Raw genomic sequence first — 17,740 nt, 5'->3', positions numbered from 1 at the left:
TTGGGCGCAACAGGGGAAAACGCGCGTCATTATAGAGAATCCTCGCCGCCGACGAAACCGTTTGCGTAGGGATTATTGATAAAAGCGCGCCGCACCGTCGAATTGTCATAACGTGTCAATAAAGTTGCACACTGGCGTTTTGTTGCGCAAAATGCCCCCCGCACTGGTGATTTAACCATGAGAAAAGTCGCGGTTGTCGTCGCCGGCGTACCTGTGCCACCACTGGATAACTATTTGAAACGTCTTAAAATAAACTACATCCTCATCGGCGTTGTCACCCTGCTTCTGGCTCTCGCGCTATGGCCCAATATCACCTGGCGCAGCGGCCAGGGCGGGCAACTCCAGGAGATCATTTCCCGCGGCGAGTTGCGTATCAGCACGCTGAACTCACCGCTGACCTATTTCAACACCAAGCAAGGGCCGGGTGGGCTCGACTACGAACTGGCCAAGCGCTTCGCCAGCTACCTCGGGGTAAAACTGGTGGTGATCCCCCATCAGAACATCAATGACCTGTTCGACGATCTGGACGACGACGACGCCGACCTGCTGGCGGCGGGCCTTATCTACAACCAGGAGCGCCTCAGCCGCGCGCGCACCGGCCCCGCCTACTACTCCGTTTCCCAACAGCTGGTGTACCGGCTGGGCACCCCGCGGCCAAAAGGCTTCGCCGACATCAAAGGCAAGTTGGCGGTCGCCTCCGGTTCCGCGCACGTCAGCACGCTAAAGCAGCTCAAACAGGATAAATACCCGGATCTCGCCTGGGAGTCCTCCAGCGATCTCACCTCCAAAGAGCTGCTGGAGCGGGTTGCCGACGGCAAGCTGGACTATACCCTCGGCGATTCGGTGACCATCGCGTTGCTGCAGCGCATCCATCCGCAGCTGGCGGTGGCGTTCGACGTCACCGACGAAGAGCCGGTCACCTGGTACCTCAAACGCGACGGCGACGACAGCCTGTACGCGGCGATGCTGGATTTCTACAGCCAGATGGTGGACGACGGCACCCTGGCGCGGCTGGAAGAGAAATACCTCGGCCACGTCGGCAGCTTCGACTACGTGGATACCAAAACCTTCCTGTCGGCCATCGACTCGGTGCTGCCCAACTTCCGCCCGCTGTTCGAGAAACACGCCAACGAGATCGACTGGAAGCTGCTGGCGGCCATCGCCTATCAGGAATCGCACTGGAATCCGCAGGCCACCTCCCCCACCGGCGTGCGCGGCCTGATGATGCTGACCCGCGCCACCGCCGACGGCCTGGGGGTCAACGATCGCCTCGATCCGGAAGAGAGCATTCAGGGTGGCGCCCTGTACCTGCAGCGGCTGATGGCCAAGGTGCCGGACAGCGTGCCGGAAGATGAGCGCATCTGGTTCTCGCTGGCGGCCTACAACATGGGCTGGGGGCATATGCTGGACGCGCGCAAGCTGACCAAAACGCAAAAAGGCAACCCGGACAGCTGGGTCGACGTCAAACAGCGTCTGCCGATGCTCAGCCAAAAACGCTACTACCCGCAGCTGACCTATGGCTATGCGCGCGGGCGCGAAGCCTACAACTATGTAGAAAACATCCGCCGCTACCAGGTCAGCCTGGTGGGTTATCTGCAGGAAAAAGAGAGAAAGGCGGCGCAAGCGGCCGCCGAGCAGGAAGCGTTGGGAAAAGGCTATCCGACGGTGATGCCGGAACTGGCGCTCAACTACTGATTATTCCGGCTTATCCGCCGCCCGCTGCGCCAGCTTGAGCGCTTTTTTCTGTTCGCGGCGCAGGCGGAAGAAATTGCTCAGGGTGGCGGCGCATTCGTCCGCCAGCACGCCCGAGACGATCTCCACCTGATGATTCATGCCCGGATGGCGCAAAATATCCACCAGCGAACCGGCCGCGCCGGTTTTCTCGTCGGCGGCGCCGTACACCAACCGGCGGATGCGGCTGTGCACCATCGCGCCGGCGCACATCACGCAGGGTTCCAACGTGACGTAAAGCGTAGCGTTCAACAAGCGGTAGTTTTGCAGCACCGCGCCGCCCTGGCGCAGCGCCATGATCTCGGCGTGAGCGGTAGGATCGTGCCGGCCAATCGGCCGGTTCCAGCCCTCGCCGATGACCTGATTGTCCAGCACCAGCAGCGCACCCACCGGCACCTCGCCCTCTTCCTGCGCGCGCAGGGCCAGTTGCAATGCCTGACGCATCCAGTACTCATCGTTATATTCAGTCATCGCATAATTCCTCGTGCGCTTTTGCGGCGGGCATTATACACACTAGCCTCCCTTTGTCGTAGCCGCCCGCCAATGGCTATACTGGCCACATCAGCGTGTGATTCAGGGACAAGAAACATGAAACTCAGTAAAAAGAACGCCGTCGTGGTGCGCAAGGCGCTGGACGGCTGGGTTGGGGAAGGTGCCTTGACCCCCGAGCAACAACAGCAACTGCTGCTGCATGTGGACGTGCAGCCTTTCGACTGGCGACGGCTGGCGCGCTATGCGTTTCTCGCCGCGCTGGCCTCGTTGCTGATCGCCGTCACCAGCCTGTTCGCCGACAGCGCACTGCTTGAATGGCTGAGCGAACTGTTCCGCTTCGACGCGCCGGTGCGCATGGCGATCGCCGGCGTACTGGCGGCGCTGGCCTACGTCTGGGCGCTGCGTCGTCGTCAACGCCACCCGGAAAAACGCTATGGCAATGAGGCGGCGCTGTTTGTCGCCGTGTTGCTCACCGCCTGCGCCTTATGGCAACTGGGCGTCTGGCTGGATAACGGCAGCGGGCGAGTTTCCGTGCTGCTGCTGGTCGCCGCGCTGCTGTACGGCGCCATCGGCTGGTTCAGCCGCTCCGGGCTGGTGTGGTGGTTCGCCCTGCTGTCGCTCGGCAATGCCTTCGGCGCCGAGACCGGCTACCTGTCCGGCTGGGGCGCCTACTGGCTCGGCATGAGCTACCCGATTCGCTTTATCGCCTTCGGCGCGGTGCTGATCGCCGCCGCATTGCTGCTGCGGCCGCTATTGGCGCAGCGCGGCCTGCAGCGGGTGTCGCTGGCAATGGGCCTGCTGTACCTGTTCATCGCGCTGTGGCTGCTGTCCATCTTCGGCAACTACGGCGATCTCGACAGCTGGTACCGCGCGCGCCAGATTGAGCTGTTCCACTGGAGCCTGCTGTTCGGGCTGGCCGCCTTCGCCGCCATCTGGCTGGGGTTGAAGCATGACGACGCCATGCTGCGCGGTTTCGGGCTGACCTTTCTCGGCATCAACCTCTATACCCGCCTGTTCGAGTTTTTCTGGGACAGCATGCCGAAGACGATTTTCTTCGCGCTGCTCGGCCTGAGCCTGGGGGCGTTGGGGCATTATGCGGAGAAGATTTGGCAGCTGGGGCGCAAGCCGCACGACGTAACCGACGACTGATCGCGGCAGCGATAACAGCAAAGGGCGGAATTCTCCGCCCTTTGTTTATTCCAGCTGCTGCAGCTCGCCCTCCTTGCTCACCCGCCAACGGTGCTCGCAAAAAAACAGCAGCGGGTTATCCTGCTTGCTGTCGCTGTAACCGCTGTACAGCTTCAGCGGCGCGCCGAGCCGTTGCTCCAGCTGCACCACTTTTTGCACGCCCAGACAGCGCAAGGTCAGCACCCAGCCGCCATAGCGGCGCGCGATGCGGCTGCCGACCAATCGCACCCGCGGCAGAAACGCCGAATCCCGATACACCTGCGCCACCAGTTGCTCCGGCGAGCCGGTAATCAGCCACACCTCGGCATCGTGCTCATCCAAATACTGCCGCAAGCGCATTTGCACCACCGGAAACGCAGTGACCTTCTGGCGGAAAACCTCGATGAACTGCCGCTCCAGCGCCTTCAGCGTCGCTTCGGTACGCCCGAAGGTGATAGCCCACAGCAACAGGCTCATCGGCCAGCGCGCGGCGCGCCCCAGCAGCAACAGCGCCAGGCCAATCAATGGCAACAGCGGTATCACCAGCAGCAAATTCAGCGGTAAACGGCGCAGCAGGAAACGCAAGAAACTGCCGAACATATCCTCCTGATGCAGAGTGCCGTCCAGATCGAAAAAGACCACGCGGCGCCCTGCTGCGGCCGATGGTTGCTGCTTGTCGCTCAAACGCTACTCCTCGGGATCGTTGAACCCCATCATCCAGGTGAAGAGAAAACCGGCGATAATCGTAATCAGCATCCCCGCCAGATACAACATCACCTTACCTGAGACGATGGTCAACGCCAAAGGCAGCCCCGAAATGCCGAAGGTAATCACCGTCGCCACTTTCCAGTAGCTGATCACCGCGCCGCCTACCGCACCGCCGAGGCAGGCGCCGATAAACGGCCGGCCCAGCGGCAGCGTCACCCCGAAGATCAGCGGCTCGCCGATGCCGAGAATGCCGACCGGCAACGCCCCTTTGATCACCTTCTTCAGCCGCGCGTTACGGGTTTTCAACAGCACCGCCAGCGCCGCCCCCACCTGACCGACGCCGGCCATCGCCAGGATCGGCAACAGCGGGTTGGAACCGTGCGCCTGCACCAGCTCGACGTGGATCGGCACCAGCCCCTGGTGCAAGCCAGACAGCACCAGCGGCAGGAACAGCCCGGAGAGCAGCGCCCCGACAAGCAGCCCGCCCTTGTCGATCGCCAGATTGGCGCCGTGGGCGATGGCATCGGAAATGGCGCCGCCGATCGGCTGCAGGATCAGGATCGCCAACGAGGCGGTCACCAGCGTGGTCAGCAGCGGATTGAGGATCAGTTCGACCGACTCCGGCAGCAGCGTGCGCAGGCGTTTCTCCACCCAGCACATCAACGCCACCACCAGCAGCACGGCGATCACCCCGCCGCGCCCCGGCTGCAGCGCCTCGCCGAACAGGGTGATCTGCGCCAGCGCCGGGCTGGAGAGGATCCCGGCCATCACGCCGCCCATCGCCTGTGAGCCGCCGAACACCCGCGCGGCGTTCACCCCAACCAGAATGTTCATGATGGCGAACACCGCACTGCCGAAGATCGCCAGCAGCCCCAGCGCGTTCGGGTAGTCCAACGCCAACTGTCCGGCGATGTCGGGCCGTTTCAGCAGGTTGATGATGCCGGTGATCAGCCCCGAGGCGATAAACGCCGGGATCAGCGGAATAAAAACGTCGGCCAGCTTTTTCAGCGCGCCGCTCATCGGCGCCGCGTATTTCTGTTTGGCCTGCGCCTTGGTGCGGGCGGCGTCACCAACCGCGGGCTGCGCGCTGCCGCTCAGCAAAGCGCGCATGGCGTCCACCACCTTGGCGGCGGCGCCCGGGCCAACGATAAACTGATGCTGTTCACCCTGCTTGATATAGCCCTTCACGCCGGGCAACTGCTTGAGGGCCGCCAGATCCAGACGCTGTTCGTCGCTGACCTCGACGCGCACCCGCGTCATGCAGTTCTCCAGTTTGAGGATATTGCCCTCGCCCCCCACGCCCGCCAGGATCTGTGTCGCCAATGCCGTTGTCTTGTCCATCGCCGCCCCCACCGTGAATTAACGCGCCAACGCCGCGCGCAGGTAGCCGTCGTGCCGCTGCAGCCGCTGCTGCGCCTCATCGGCGCTGACGCCGGCTAAAATCATCAGGATCGCCGGTTTGACCTCAAAGCCGGTCTGCGCCAGCGCCGCCTCCGCCTGAGCGCGTTCGGCGCCGGTGGCCTCCACCACGATGCGGCAGGCGCGATCCACCAGTTTGACGTTGGTGGCCTTCACGTCCACCATCAGGTTCTGGTAAACCTTGCCCAGCTTGACCATCGCGCCGGTCGACAGCATGTTAAGCACCAGCTTCTGCGCGGTGCCGGATTTCAGGCGCGTTGAACCGGTCAGCGCCTCCGGCCCCACCACCGGCGAGATCGCCACCTGCGCTTCGTGCGCGATCGGCGAATCCGGGTTGCAGGAGATGGCCGCCGTCGGGCAACCCAGCCCGCGCGCATAGCGCAGCGCGCCGATCACGTAGGGCGTGCGCCCCGAGGCCGCCAACCCCACTACCATATCGACGGCGGTCAGGTTCAGCGCCCGGAGATCGGCTTCGCCCAGGGCCTCGTCGTCTTCCGCCCCCTCCACCGCTTTGAGCAGCGCGCCCGGCCCACCGGCGATCAGCCCCACCACCACGCCGTGCGGTACGCCGAAGGTCGGCGGGCACTCGGAGGCATCCAATACGCCCAGGCGCCCGCTGGTGCCGGCGCCCAAATAAATCAGCCGCCCGCCGGCCTTCAGCGCCGCCGCGGCCAAATCGACCGCCTGCGCGATCGCCGGCAACACCTGTTCAATCGCCTCCGGTACCTTGCGATCTTCCTGGTTAAAGCAGCGGACCATGTCCAGCGTCGACATCTCATCCAGCCCCATGGTGGCCGGGTTGCGGGTTTCCGATACCAGTGCGCCTAAGTTCATCTGTTCACCTTTGAATTTTTAATTCACGAAATTAAATCAATATTTGAATATTTTATTCAACAAAGCGAGCGCTATTTGCTATTTTAACGACGAGCTCACAAAAATTTTCACCGCGCGTTTTCGCCGCCTGCGTGGCAAAATGGCCACTGGTTTCCAGGGAAAGATCAATGAGTACCCTTCTGCGCATTCGCCAGATGTATCCGACACTGGCGCAAAACGACCGCAAGCTGGCGGATTTTTTGCTGAACAACGCCGAACAGGCGCGCCATCTCAGCTCGCAAAAGCTGGCCCAGCTGGCCGGCGTCAGCCAGTCGAGCGTGGTGAAGTTCGCCCAAAAGCTGGGCTATAAAGGTTTCCCGGCGCTGAAGCTGGCGCTGAGCGAGACGCTGGCCCAGCCGCAGGCAGAACCGGTAGTGACCGTTCATAACCACATTCTCAGCAGCGACACGCTGAAAACCGTCGGTGAAAAGCTGTTGGCGGAAAAGCAGGCGGCGCTGCGCGCGACGCTGGACATCAACAGCGAAGAACGGCTGCATCAGGCGCTGGACATGCTGCGCCAGGCGCGCCGAGTGATGCTGATCGGCATCGGCGCCTCCGGGCTGGTGGCCAAGGATTTTTCCTTCAAGCTGCTGAAAATCGGGGTGATGGCGGTAGCCGAAGCGGATATGCACGTTCAACTGGCGGCGGTGCAGGCGCTGGACAAACGCGATCTGCTGGTGGCGATCTCCTTCAGCGGCGAGCGGCGTGAAATCAATCTGGCGGCGGAAGAAGCGCGCCAGGCCGGCGCCAGGGTGCTGGCGCTGACCAGCTTCTCGCCCAACGGCCTGCAGCAACGCGCCGATCACTGCCTCTATACCATCGCCGAAGAGCCCCGCACCCGCAGCGCGGCCATCTCTTCCAGCACCGCCCAGTACGCTCTCACCGACCTGCTGTTTATGGCGCTGATCCAGCACGACCTCGATCATGCCCGCGACCGTATCAGGCACAGCGAACAATTGATGAAAAAGTTGGTTTAACCGGTATAATCGCCGCTGCGAAAAATACCCCTGTTAATAATGAGAGATACGTCATGGCCCTGCTAATCACACGCAAATGCATCAACTGCGACATGTGCGAGCCGGAATGCCCGAACCAGGCGATTTCGATGGGCGATGAGATCTACCAAATCGATACCGACCGCTGCACCGAGTGCGTTGGCCATTACGATACGCCAACCTGTCAGCAGGTCTGCCCCATCGACAACACCATCATTACCGATCCGCAGCATCGCGAGACTAATGAGCAGCTGTGGGATAAGTTCGTGGTGTTGCACCACGCCGATCGCATTTAACCCGCCGCAGGACTGACAAGGGCGCCGCAGGGCGCCCTTTCTATTTTCAGCTTTCGACGATCACCGTCGCGCAGGCATAGCGCCGTTCATCGGCCAGCGAAACGTGGATCGCGGTGACCCCCATCTCCCCCGCCAGCTCGGCGGCGCGGCCATGCAAACGAATATTCGGTTTGCCCAGCGCATCGTTGAACACCTCGAACTGGTTGAACGCCAGGCCGTTGCGAATGCCGGTGCCGAACGCCTTGGCGGCGGCCTCTTTCACGGCGAAACGCTTGGCCAGAAAGCGAATCGGCTGCTGGTGCTGCTGGTACAGCGCCCATTCGGCGTCGCTCAGCACGCGGCGCGCCAGACGATCGCCGCTGCGTTCCACCACCGCTTCGATACGCGCCATCTCGACGATGTCGGTACCCAGCCCGAGCACCGCCATTACCGGCGCGCTTCCCGCATCAGCACTTTCATGTCGGCAACCGCAGCCGGCAGCCCGCTCATCACCGCCTGGCCGATAATCGCATGGCCGATGTTCAGCTCGTGCATTTCCGGCAGCGCGGCGATCGGCTGCACGTTGTGATAGGTCAGGCCGTGGCCGGCGTTGACCTTCAGCCCCTTCTCGGCCGCGTAGGCGGCGGCGACCGCGATGCGGCGCAGCTCGGCCTGTACCGCCAGCTCGCCCTGCGCTTCGGCGTAGGCGCCGGTGTGGATTTCAATATAGGGGGCGCCCACCGCCACCGCCGCGTCGATTTGGCGATGATCGGGATCGATGAACAGCGAGACCAGAATGCCCGCCTGCGCCAGGCGCTCGACCGCCACGCTCATTTTGTCCAGCTGGCCGGCGACGTCCAGGCCGCCTTCGGTGGTCACTTCTTCGCGCTTTTCCGGCACCAGGCAACAGAAATGCGGCTTCAGCTCCACGGCGATGTCCAGCATCTCGTCGGTCACCGCCATCTCCAGATTCATGCGCGTCTGGATGGTCTGGCGCAGCAAACGCACGTCGCGGTCGGTGATGTGGCGACGGTCTTCGCGCAGATGCACGGTAATGCCGTCGGCCCCCGCCTGTTCGGCAATGAATGCCGCCTGAACGGATCCGGGTATTGGGTTCCGCGCGCGTTACGTAACGTGGCGATGTGATCGATATTGACGCCCAACAGTAAATCAGCCATGACAACCTCTAAATACGATTTTCAGTGCCAGCAGTTTACACGCGGGTGCAGAACGGCAAAAGGGGAAAAGGTCAGGCGTCGTCGACCGGCGTATTCGGCTGTTTGCGCACGAATTGGCGAAACAGTTCGCGGCTCTTCAACGGCTTGCCGCCGAGGTAGGGTTTCAGCGCCATGCGGGTGAAACGCTTGGCGGCGCGCAACGTCTCGGCATCGGGAAACTGCCGCTCCGCCAGCGCGCGCAGTTCGCGCCCGGTGAAGCTGTAGTGATCCACCACCAGGCTGGCGATAAAGCCTTTCTCTTCACGGTAGCGGTAGGTCATGGCGTCATCCACCGGCAGGCCGCTGCCGGCGCAGTGCAGGAAATCGAGGCCGTAACCCAGGTGCTGCAACAAGGCCAGCTCGAACTGGCGCAACGCCTGTTCCGGCGAGCTGTCTTCCGCCGCCAGCGCCTGCAGGCACTGCAGGTAGTCGAAGAACAGCACCGAGTAGTTGGTTTCCTGCTCCAGCACGCGCGCCAGCAGTTCGTTCACGTACAGGCCGCTGTAAAGCATCATGCCGCTGAGGGGTAAACCGAGAGAGACCGCTTCGGCGTTGCGCAGCGTTTTCACTTCGCCGCGGCCGCCCCAGCGCACTAACAGGGGGGTAAAGGGCTGCAGGCAGCCCTTCAGATTGGAGCGGCGGCTGCGCGCGCCTTTTGCCAGCAAGCGCACCCGCCCATGACCTTCGGTAAACAGATCCAGCATCAGACTGGTTTCACTGTACGGCCGCCCATGCAGGACGAAAGCGCGCTCCCAGCCGTCCACGGCGTTACTTCAGATCGTCAACATAGCCCAGGCTGCGCAGCGCACGTTCGTCGTCCGCCCAACCGGATTTCACTTTCACCCACAGCTCCAGATGCACTTTGGCGTCGAACATCTGTTCCATGTCCTGGCGCGCTTCAATGCCGATGGTTTTGATCTTGGCGCCCTTGTTGCCGATGACCATTTTCTTCTGGCCTTCGCGCTCGACCAGGATCAGGCCGTGCACATCGTAGCCGCCGCGATCGTTGGCCACGAACTGTTCGATTTCCACCGTCACCGAATACGGCAGCTCTTCACCCAGGAAACGCATCAGCTTCTCGCGGATGATCTCGGACGCCATAAAGCGCTGGGAGCGATCGGTGATGTAGTCTTCCGGGAAGTGGTGTTCCGCTTCCGGCAGCAGCTTGCGCACGATGCCGGCGATGGTGTCGACGTTCATCCCTTTCTCGGCGGAGATAGGCACCACGTCGAGGAAATTCATCTGCTGGCTAAGGAACGCGATATGCGGCAACAGCTTGGATTTGTCGGTGACGTTATCTACCTTGTTGATCGCCAGCAATACCGGGCAACGCAGGCTGCGCAGCTTGTTGACCACCATTTCGTCGTCGGCGGTCCAGTTGGTGCCTTCGACCACGAAGATAACCAGTTCGACGTCGCCGATTGAGCTGCTGGCCGCGCGGTTCATCAAACGGTTGATGGCGCGTTTTTCTTCGATGTGCAGCCCTGGGGTATCGACGTAGATCGCCTGATAGGCGCCATCGGTGTCGATGCCCATGATGCGGTGACGGGTCGTCTGCGGCTTACGCGACGTAATGGAAACCTTCTGCCCCAGCAGTTGGTTCAGCAACGTCGATTTGCCCACGTTCGGGCGGCCGACGATGGCGATAAAACCGCAGTGTTGTTTTACTTCACTCATTCAAGCTCCAGCTTTTTCAGCGCTTGTTCCGCTGCCGCCTGCTCGGCTTTACGGCGGCTCGAGCCGGTGCCCACCACGGGCTCGCTCAAACCACTCACCTGGCAGTGGATGGTAAACTCTTGGTCGTGCGCTTCACCGCGAACCTGCACCACCAAATAAGAAGGCAACGGCAGATGACGCCCCTGCAAAAATTCCTGCAAACGGGTTTTCGGGTCTTTCTGCTTATCACCGGGGCTGATTTCGTCCAACCGGCTGCGATACCAGTCCAAAATCAGGCGCTCGACGGTCTGGATGTCGCTGTCCAAGAACACGCCGCCGATCAATGCCTCCACCGTATCCGCCAGGATTGACTCGCGGCGGAACCCACCACTTTTCAATTCGCCCGGCCCAAGCCGCAGACATTCGCCCAGGTCAAACTCGCGCGCCATCTCCGCCAGCGTGTTGCCGCGCACCAGCGTGGCGCGCATGCGGCTCATATCGCCCTCGTCTACGCGAGGAAAGCGGTGATAGAGCGCATTGGCGATGACAAAGCTAAGAATCGAGTCACCCAGAAACTCAAGACGTTCATTGTGTTTACTGCTGGCGCTGCGGTGAGTCAAAGCCTGCAGTAAAAGCTCCTGCTGTTGAAAAGTGTAGCCCAGCTTCCGCTGCAGCCTGTTTATTACGATGGGGTTCATGAGTTACCAATAGATCAAGAATGCGTCAAAAACTTGCAGCATACGGAACAGGCCTGCTTCGCCGAAAGCCGATCCAAAGCTGTTTCGTTTGCAGTGGCTCCCAGCAGGAGCCAACTTTTATCGCTCGAGAAAGTATTCTACAACGAGTGGAAACATAATGCTGTGTTTATATCCCCTTAATCTTTCACGCCGCAGCGGGCTGCGGCGTGAAATTGACAGGGAATAAATCAGCGATTAATGAATGCCGCCAATCCGGCTGAAACGCACGCCGGTAGGCCACTCGCCTTCCTGCTTTTCAAAGCTCATCCAGATGGCCGTGGCTTTACCCACCAGATTCTTCTCCGGCACAAAGCCCCAGTAACGGCTGTCCGCGCTGTTGTCGCGGTTGTCGCCCATCATGAAGTAATGCCCGGCCGGCACCACCCACTCCGCCAGCGGTTTGCCCGGCTGTTGGTAGTAAGCGCCCACCTGATCCTGCGTGCCCGGCACGGTCAGGATGCGGTGCGTCACGTTGCCCAGGCTCTCCTGACGTTCACGCAGACGAATGCCGCCCTGCGGCACGTTGTCATTCAGCGGGATCTGGTAGAAACCGTTGCTGGCCTCGCCCATGCCGCTGCGGCTGAACAGCTGTACGAAGTCGCTCGGCTGCGCGTCGGCGTAGGTGACCGCCAGCGCGGTATCGCAGGACTGCCCGCTGTTGCACGACGGCTGCACCGTAACGCGCTTATTCACCGGATCGTAAGTAATACGGTCGCCCGGCAGGCCAATCACGCGCTTGATATAATCCAGCTTCGGATCCAGCGGATATTTAAATACCGCAATATCGCCGCGCTTCGGATGACCGGTTTCAATTAGCGTGGTCTGGGTTATCGGATCTTTAATGCCGTAAGCATATTTCTCCACCAGAATGAAATCGCCAATCAACAGCGTCGGCATCATTGAGCCGGACGGGATTTGGAACGGTTCGTAAATAAACGAGCGCACCACAAAGACCAGCAGCAACACCGGGAAGACCGATGCCCCGGTCTCTACCCAGCCTGGCTGCTTAGCCACTTTCGCCAGCGTTTTATCGTCTACTGCGCCCGCGGTCTGCTCGTTGACCGCCGCAATCTTCGCGCGGCGGGCCGGCGCCCATTTAAAGCGCTCGAAGCACCAGATGATCCCGGTGACCAGGGTGGCCAACGCCAGGATCAGGGCAAACATATTCGCCATGCAAACTCCCTCGTTTCGCGAACTCGTCGCGGTTACTTGCCGTCTTTACCGACGTGCAGAATGGCCAGGAACGCTTCCTGCGGCAGCTCGACGTTGCCGACCTGCTTCATGCGCTTCTTACCGTCTTTCTGTTTCTGCAGCAGCTTTTTCTTACGGCTGACGTCACCGCCGTAGCATTTCGCCAGCACGTTTTTACGCAGCTGCTTCACGGTGGAGCGCGCGATGATGTGCGTGCCGATCGCCGCCTGAATCGCGATGTCGAACTGCTGACGCGGGATCAGATCTTTCATCTTTTCCACCAATTCACGGCCGCGATACTGCGAGTTGTCGCGGTGGGTGATCAGCGCCAGCGCATCCACGCGCTCGTTGTTGATCAGCACGTCCACGCGCACCATGTCGGAGGCCTGGAAGCGCTTGAAGTTGTAATCCAGCGACGCATAACCGCGCGACGTGGACTTCAGGCGGTCAAAGAAGTCGAGCACCACTTCCGCCATCGGGATTTCATAGGTCAACGCCACCTGGTTGCCGTGGTAGACCATGTTGGTCTGCACGCCGCGTTTCTCAACGCACAGGGTGATGACGTTGCCCAGGTATTCCTGCGGCATCAGCATGTGGCATTCGGCGATCGGCTCGCGCAGTTCCTGGATGTTGTTCAACGGCGGCAGCTTGGATGGGCTGTCGACGTAGATCACTTCTTTGCCGGTGGTTTCCACTTCGTAGACTACCGTCGGCGCGGTGGTGATCAGATCCAGATCGTATTCACGCTCCAGACGCTCCTGAATGATCTCCATGTGCAGCAGACCAAGGAAGCCGCAGCGGAAGCCGAAGCCCAACGCGGTGGAGCTTTCCGGTTCGTAGAACAGGGAGGCGTCGTTAAGGCTCAGCTTGCCCAGCGCATCGCGGAAAGATTCATAGTCGTCGGAGCTGATCGGGAACAGACCGGCGTACACCTGCGGCTTCACTTTTTTGAAGCCCGGCAACGCTTTATCCGCCGGCTGACGCGCCTGCGTCAGGGTATCGCCCACCGGCGCGCCGAGGATGTCTTTGATCGCACAGACCAGCCAGCCCACTTCGCCGCAGTTCAGCACGTCGCGATCGACCTGCTTCGGCGTGAAAATGCCCAAACGATCGGCGTTGTACACCTGGCCGGTGCTCATGACCTTGATCTTGTCGCCCTTGCGCAGCGTGCCGTTCTTGACGCGCACCAGCGACACGACGCCCAGGTAGTTATCGAACCAGGAGTCGATGATCAGCGCCTGCAGCGGCGCATCCGGATCGCCCTGCGGCGCAGGAATGTCGCGCACCAGGCGCTCCAGCACGTCGGGCACGCCGACGCCGGTTTTGGCCGAGCAGCGCACGGCATCGGTGGCGTCGATGCCGACGATGTCTTCAATTTCCTGCGCGGCGCGATCCGGATCGGCGGCCGGCAGGTCGATTTTGTTCAACACCGGCACCACTTCCAGATCCATTTCGATCGCGGTGTAGCAGTTGGCCAGCGTCTGGGCTTCTACGCCCTGACCGGCGTCCACCACCAGCAGCGCGCCTTCGCAGGCCGCCAGCGAGCGGGACACTTCATAGGAGAAGTCAACGTGGCCTGGGGTGTCGATAAAGTTAAGCTGATAGGTCTGCCCATCCAGCGCCTTGTAATCCAGCGTGACGCTCTGCGCCTTGATGGTGATGCCGCGCTCGCGCTCCAGATCCATGGAATCGAGCACCTGCGCAGCCATTTCACGGTCGGACAGGCCACCGCAAATTTGGATAATGCGGTCAGACAGCGTCGACTTACCGTGGTCAATATGGGCAATAATGGAGAAATTTCGTATATGCTTCATTATAAAAGTTTTTCTGCCTTGGTATTTCTGAATTACTCGCCTATAGAAACCCGCATGGACCTAAAGCGACAGTGAATGGGTTAGGCCGTCTTGCACCTGAATCGCTGCATTCTACATGCCACACCACTGAAAACCTAGCGATCGGTGCAGTGAAGGCATTCTATTATGCGCAGCTAAATGTTACAGGGCGCCCCGGCTGATGAAAACAGATGTTAACACGGGCTATACGGCCTGAACCCAAGGCTTGCAGGCGCTCCGTGGCCGTCAAACTCCGGCGCTAATACATAACCGGCCGCAGCGCAATAAACCCCTTCTGAAATTATCGAAAAAGAATATTTGGATCAACCTCTTAGAATTCGATTTTGCCCCACATCCTTTAGGAAAAACCCCATATACGCCACCACCGTCCCTCGGATAGAAAGGGCATGAACTCCGCGACAAAACATTATTCCGGGCACTACATCGGCAGCCCACCGGGGTTCACCAGCATATCTGCGTACGTTGATTGGAAGGTGCATTATGATCGATAAAGGGCAAATGCTGAGCCGGCACGATTTTTCGAAGGTCAACTGGGGCATTCTGGCGGCGGCGGCGCTGCTGTTCAGCGTGGGTGCGGCGCTGTTGGTGCTGCCGCTGCTGAGCAGCATTGATGAGAACGACGTCATCACGCTGTTGCAGGCCGGCGCGGGCACAATTTTACTCGGCTGTACGCTGCTGGCGCTGCGGCATTACCTGCGCCCGGTGTTGACGTATCGGCTCTACGAGCACGGCGTGCGGGTCTTTGACGACCACCATCACAAAGAGCGTTTCATTCCGTTTGAGAAAATCGGCGACATCTATCGCTTTCGCGGCGGCAAGGCTTTTGGCGGGTTGTTTGACGTCACGGCGTTCCGCGCCGGCGCGGATCAGCCCTGGTGCACGGTCTTCAGCAATGTCGCCCATTCGTGGCGACTGGCGGACGTGATCGTCGATCAGCAGCTGCAGCAGCGCGGGCCATTGGCGTTGAACGCGCTCTATCAGGGGGAGACGGTGTCGTTTCACACGGTTGAGGGCGACGCACGCTGGCTGTGGCAGTTGCTGCTCGGCAAACGGCAAGGCACGCCGACCGAAACGCTGCGGCTGAGCGCCACCCTGCTGACCACTGAACGGGGCAACGTGCCTATCGAGCAGATCCGCGCGTTGGAAAATCATCCGCAGCGCGGCATCCGCTTATTCGACGGCCAGGGCAATGTGCTGTTCGCTATCAACGATGATTCGCTGCTCAGCGCCGATCTGTTCATCGCGCTGCTGGAACATATGATCCACAACCGCATCCCCGCCTATCACAACCCGGCGATGACGCGGCCGTCGGTTTAAATCAGCGGGGAGTTTTCCGCCTGCATGCGCAGTGCGGTAGGCGGTAAGCCAATCTGCAGCACCACCGGCTGATAGTCGGCCTGCTCGCCCAGACGCCGGGCCAAGCGGCGCGCCAGCATAAAGGCCGCCCCGCCGCCCAGTACGGCGCCGACTGCCGCCGAGGCGTCGCTGCCGAAACAATATTGCAATAACGCGCCACCCAGCATCATGCCCAGCAACGGCGTCAGGTAAACCAGCATGGCGGAGCGCAGCAGGCTGCCTTCCGCAATGCCGACCTCGACGCGCTGCCCCGGCTCGAGCGGCTGATCGATATGCACCTGCAGCTGATGCTCGGTTTCCGGCACCAGCTCGTTCAACGCACGCGCGCCACAGCCGGAGCGCGCGGTGCAGCTGCCGCAGCCGGCCTTGGGTTCGCAGCGCAGCAGCGCTACGCCCTGTTGCCACGAAACCACCGTGGCCCACTCTTTCATCATTACGGCGATACCTTGAAAGAAATGCTGTCGGCGATGCGTTTGGCCGTCGCCGGCGGCAATTCGCCCACAATCGTGATTTCGTTGCCCGCACGCACTTCGGTCTGGATGGTGCGGCGCCCTTGACGGTAGTACTGCTGCCCGGCTCCGCTGCCCGCCGGGCTGACGTTGACCGAGAAGCTGAACAAGCCGTCGCTGTAAAGGCGGGATTCAACCGGCACGGCGACGTTAGGCAATTTGCGGCGGTTGCGCGCCACCTCGTCTACCCCCGCCGGCAGCCAGCCGGTGCTCCAGCTCAGCTGGACGTTTTCCACCGCCGGCAGCGACAGCAGCGGCGGCAGGTTGGCTTTGAGCAGCCCCTGCATCGCGCCCTGCACGTCGGCGCCGACCGCGAAGGAGATCACCCGATATTGCTCCAGCGTTTCGCCGTCGCGATCGAGCAAATCCACCCGCAGCGGCAGCTTGGTGTCCTCGTCCATCCAGACGATGTAGCTGTAGCGGGAACCGTCGCGCGCCACCACGCGCAGCACTTCACACGGCCGATCGGCGATGCGGGTGCTGCCCACGGAGATAAAGTCGTAGTACTTGGCCAGGCGGGTGAAATCGGCATAAACGATCGCCGGCAGCGCATCGACGATGTGATCGCCGGTGAGCGTGAACGGCTCCAGGCCGGGTTCGAAGTAGCTGATCCCGCCGCCGCGCTGCAGCACTTCGCGGCGCGGGCCGTCCATGTGCAACAGCTGGCCGAGCGGCACGTTGCCGATCACCGCATGGCGATAGCGCAACGACTCGATTCCCTGCTTGCTGATGCTGATGTAGGCGAGCTCGTAATTGAGAGAACGGCTGGCGCTGCTCATCTGTTGCAATAACGCCCCGGACGCAGTCGGCTGCGCCGGGGCGATGCTGGAATAGAGCAGGCTGCCCGTCAATAAACAAACGGAGAACCAGATTTGCTTCATTACTGCTGTTGCATTCCTAAAGACTGAGTTCCGGGAACCTGAATGGCAGCCTGTTGCGGATTGCTTTGCTCAAGCTGCAGCTGATCCGAATGCAGGCGACGTTGCAGCTCATAGTCCTGCAGCATGGCGTTGATACGCTTACGCTGTTCCTGCACCTGCTGCTGTTGGCCGCTGCCGGTGGAGAAACTGTCGGCAGGAACGCCCAGGCTGACCGGTGAGGCCTGGCCCATGATCGGCAGCGTGGTGAAGGCCGGCGATTCAGACGCGTTCGATGACGCAGAAGGTTGGTTGTAGTGCTGCACGCCAACGATGACCGCCAGCGACACGCAGGCCGCCATGCCGATTTGCGTAATCTGGCTAGCCCAAGGACGCACTTTGTCCCAGAACGGCATTTTCTGCCAGGTGTGAGGCTGCGGCTGAGATTCCTGAACGGCGGAAGGCACCAGCCGGGCAGGTTCTTTCTCAAGTGCAGCGGCGACGCGATCGGCGATATCGAAATGCATCACTTGTCCGATATCACCCCGCAGTGTGTCACGTATCAGGTGATAGCTCTGCCAGCTTTGCTGAAGCGTTCGATCTTGCGACAGAGAACTCAACAGCTCGCTGTCGAACGATTCACCATCCATCAGAGCGGAAAGCTTTTCTTTCTGCATGCCTAAGTACCCTTCCTGTGCCCGCCA

At 61.0% G+C, this 17,740-nt stretch carries 19 protein-coding genes; 5 read left to right on the top strand and 14 right to left on the bottom strand.

The window, feature by feature from the left end; translation table 11 throughout:
• The first annotated feature begins 234 nt into the window (after window positions 1–234).
• Window positions 235–1,695 carry a membrane-bound lytic murein transglycosylase MltF gene (gene mltF, locus ITX55_RS19815; protein ID WP_060660339.1) on the top strand — a complete coding sequence of 487 codons (1,461 nt, stop codon included), beginning with the start codon at window positions 235–237 and terminating at the stop codon, window positions 1,693–1,695.
• Here the strand turns inward: mltF and tadA are convergent, their stop codons facing one another.
• Window positions 1,696–2,202 (bottom strand): tRNA adenosine(34) deaminase TadA, encoded by a 507-nt coding sequence (gene tadA / locus ITX55_RS19810; RefSeq protein ID WP_033644114.1) that lies wholly within the window; start codon window positions 2,200–2,202, stop codon window positions 1,696–1,698.
• A gap of 117 nt (window positions 2,203–2,319) precedes the next feature.
• Here tadA and ITX55_RS19805 point away from each other — a divergent pair, with 117 nt between their 5' ends.
• On the top strand, window positions 2,320–3,372 hold the full coding sequence (locus tag ITX55_RS19805; RefSeq protein ID WP_108681783.1) for a DUF2157 domain-containing protein: 1,053 nt from the start codon (window positions 2,320–2,322) through the stop codon (window positions 3,370–3,372).
• Between the two features lie 45 nt (window positions 3,373–3,417).
• Here the strand turns inward: ITX55_RS19805 and yfhb are convergent, their stop codons facing one another.
• Genes yfhb through murQ form a run of 3 tightly spaced genes read right to left on the bottom strand, consistent with a single transcriptional unit; the run spans window position 3,418 to window position 6,351 of the window.
• Window positions 3,418–4,074 (bottom strand): phosphatidylglycerophosphatase C, encoded by a 657-nt coding sequence (gene yfhb / locus ITX55_RS19800; RefSeq protein ID WP_223085307.1) that lies wholly within the window; start codon window positions 4,072–4,074, stop codon window positions 3,418–3,420.
• Window positions 4,075–4,077: 3 nt separating this feature from the next.
• On the bottom strand, window positions 4,078–5,439 hold the full coding sequence (locus ITX55_RS19795; protein WP_072627118.1) for a PTS transporter subunit EIIC: 1,362 nt from the start codon (window positions 5,437–5,439) through the stop codon (window positions 4,078–4,080).
• An 18-nt stretch (window positions 5,440–5,457) separates the two neighbouring features.
• The gene (murQ, locus tag ITX55_RS19790) at window positions 5,458–6,351 is read right to left on the bottom strand and encodes an N-acetylmuramic acid 6-phosphate etherase (protein WP_154870918.1); all 894 of its coding nucleotides are present in this window, start codon (window positions 6,349–6,351) and stop codon (window positions 5,458–5,460) included.
• Window positions 6,352–6,518: 167 nt separating this feature from the next.
• Here murQ and ITX55_RS19785 point away from each other — a divergent pair, with 167 nt between their 5' ends.
• Window positions 6,519–7,367: a MurR/RpiR family transcriptional regulator gene (locus tag ITX55_RS19785; RefSeq protein ID WP_033644119.1), complete on the top strand. Its 849-nt coding sequence runs from the start codon at window positions 6,519–6,521 to the stop codon at window positions 7,365–7,367.
• Window positions 7,368–7,420: 53 nt separating this feature from the next.
• The gene (locus ITX55_RS19780; RefSeq protein WP_033632309.1) at window positions 7,421–7,681 is read left to right on the top strand and encodes a YfhL family 4Fe-4S dicluster ferredoxin; all 261 of its coding nucleotides are present in this window, start codon (window positions 7,421–7,423) and stop codon (window positions 7,679–7,681) included.
• A 46-nt stretch (window positions 7,682–7,727) separates the two neighbouring features.
• Here ITX55_RS19780 and acpS read toward each other — a convergent pair whose 3' ends face one another.
• From acpS to lepA, 7 genes are all read right to left on the bottom strand, one after another.
• A complete protein-coding gene (gene acpS / locus ITX55_RS19775) occupies window positions 7,728–8,108 on the bottom strand; it encodes a holo-ACP synthase (protein ID WP_004929169.1) in 381 nt (126 codons plus the stop codon).
• Window positions 8,108–8,770: a pyridoxine 5'-phosphate synthase gene (pdxJ, locus tag ITX55_RS19770; RefSeq protein ID WP_370632723.1), complete on the bottom strand. Its 663-nt coding sequence runs from the start codon at window positions 8,768–8,770 to the stop codon at window positions 8,108–8,110. Before pdxJ ends, acpS begins: the two co-directional genes overlap by 1 nt.
• Before the next feature lie 139 nt (window positions 8,771–8,909).
• Window positions 8,910–9,641 carry a DNA repair protein RecO gene (gene recO, locus ITX55_RS19765; protein ID WP_015378804.1) on the bottom strand — a complete coding sequence of 244 codons (732 nt, stop codon included), beginning with the start codon at window positions 9,639–9,641 and terminating at the stop codon, window positions 8,910–8,912.
• 4 nt (window positions 9,642–9,645) lie between these two features.
• A complete protein-coding gene (gene era, locus ITX55_RS19760) occupies window positions 9,646–10,554 on the bottom strand; it encodes a GTPase Era (RefSeq protein ID WP_004929162.1) in 909 nt (302 codons plus the stop codon).
• Complete coding sequence (gene rnc, locus ITX55_RS19755; RefSeq protein ID WP_004929158.1) at window positions 10,551–11,231, bottom strand: ribonuclease III; 681 nt, start codon at window positions 11,229–11,231, stop codon at window positions 10,551–10,553. Before rnc ends, era begins: the two co-directional genes overlap by 4 nt.
• Window positions 11,232–11,465: 234 nt before the next feature.
• A complete protein-coding gene (gene lepB, locus ITX55_RS19750) occupies window positions 11,466–12,443 on the bottom strand; it encodes a signal peptidase I (RefSeq protein WP_033644122.1) in 978 nt (325 codons plus the stop codon).
• A 32-nt stretch (window positions 12,444–12,475) separates the two neighbouring features.
• Entirely contained in the window at window positions 12,476–14,275 is a 1,800-nt protein-coding gene (lepA, locus tag ITX55_RS19745; protein WP_019452315.1) for a translation elongation factor 4, read from the bottom strand.
• 519 nt (window positions 14,276–14,794) lie between these two features.
• Between lepA and ITX55_RS19740 the strand changes: the two genes are divergently transcribed.
• Complete coding sequence (locus tag ITX55_RS19740) at window positions 14,795–15,631, top strand: hypothetical protein (RefSeq protein ID WP_108681789.1); 837 nt, start codon at window positions 14,795–14,797, stop codon at window positions 15,629–15,631.
• On the opposite strand, the gene rseC is transcribed toward ITX55_RS19740, so the two are convergent.
• From rseC to rseA, 3 genes are read right to left on the bottom strand one after another with little or no spacing between them, the layout of a single operon-like run.
• Window positions 15,628–16,104 (bottom strand): SoxR-reducing system protein RseC, encoded by a 477-nt coding sequence (rseC, locus tag ITX55_RS19735; RefSeq protein WP_072627116.1) that lies wholly within the window; start codon window positions 16,102–16,104, stop codon window positions 15,628–15,630. The genes ITX55_RS19740 and rseC overlap by 4 nt on opposite strands.
• A complete protein-coding gene (gene rseB, locus ITX55_RS19730) occupies window positions 16,104–17,060 on the bottom strand; it encodes a sigma-E factor regulatory protein RseB (protein ID WP_025303948.1) in 957 nt (318 codons plus the stop codon). The genes rseC and rseB overlap by 1 nt, the downstream gene beginning before the upstream one ends.
• Window positions 17,060–17,713, bottom strand: a complete 654-nt coding sequence (rseA, locus tag ITX55_RS19725) for an anti-sigma-E factor RseA (RefSeq protein ID WP_033644125.1) — start codon at window positions 17,711–17,713, stop codon at window positions 17,060–17,062. The genes rseB and rseA overlap by 1 nt, the downstream gene beginning before the upstream one ends.
• Window positions 17,714–17,740 lie beyond the last annotated feature (27 nt).

This window comes from Serratia sp. EWG9 (assembly GCF_019913725.1).
GTDB classification, from domain to species: domain Bacteria; phylum Pseudomonadota; class Gammaproteobacteria; order Enterobacterales; family Enterobacteriaceae; genus Serratia; species Serratia ureilytica.
Note: the sequence above shows the minus strand (reverse complement) of the source record. Positions and strands in the feature narration are given on the sequence as shown.

Coding starts and splice junctions, on each gene's coding strand:
- tadA (WP_033644114.1), bottom strand. CDS start 2,202: ATGACTGAATATAACGATGAGTACTGGATGCGTCAGGCATTGCAACTG.
- ITX55_RS19805 (WP_108681783.1), top strand. CDS start 2,320: ATGAAACTCAGTAAAAAGAACGCCGTCGTGGTGCGCAAGGCGCTGGAC.
- ITX55_RS19795 (WP_072627118.1), bottom strand. CDS start 5,439: ATGGACAAGACAACGGCATTGGCGACACAGATCCTGGCGGGCGTGGGG.
- murQ (WP_154870918.1), bottom strand. CDS start 6,351: ATGAACTTAGGCGCACTGGTATCGGAAACCCGCAACCCGGCCACCATG.
- ITX55_RS19785 (WP_033644119.1), top strand. CDS start 6,519: ATGAGTACCCTTCTGCGCATTCGCCAGATGTATCCGACACTGGCGCAA.
- ITX55_RS19780 (WP_033632309.1), top strand. CDS start 7,421: ATGGCCCTGCTAATCACACGCAAATGCATCAACTGCGACATGTGCGAG.
- acpS (WP_004929169.1), bottom strand. CDS start 8,108: ATGGCGGTGCTCGGGCTGGGTACCGACATCGTCGAGATGGCGCGTATC.
- era (WP_004929162.1), bottom strand. CDS start 10,554: ATGAGTGAAGTAAAACAACACTGCGGTTTTATCGCCATCGTCGGCCGC.
- rnc (WP_004929158.1), bottom strand. CDS start 11,231: ATGAACCCCATCGTAATAAACAGGCTGCAGCGGAAGCTGGGCTACACT.
- lepB (WP_033644122.1), bottom strand. CDS start 12,443: ATGGCGAATATGTTTGCCCTGATCCTGGCGTTGGCCACCCTGGTCACC.
- lepA (WP_019452315.1), bottom strand. CDS start 14,275: ATGAAGCATATACGAAATTTCTCCATTATTGCCCATATTGACCACGGT.
- ITX55_RS19740 (WP_108681789.1), top strand. CDS start 14,795: ATGATCGATAAAGGGCAAATGCTGAGCCGGCACGATTTTTCGAAGGTC.
- rseC (WP_072627116.1), bottom strand. CDS start 16,104: ATGATGAAAGAGTGGGCCACGGTGGTTTCGTGGCAACAGGGCGTAGCG.
- rseB (WP_025303948.1), bottom strand. CDS start 17,060: ATGAAGCAAATCTGGTTCTCCGTTTGTTTATTGACGGGCAGCCTGCTC.
- rseA (WP_033644125.1), bottom strand. CDS start 17,713: ATGCAGAAAGAAAAGCTTTCCGCTCTGATGGATGGTGAATCGTTCGAC.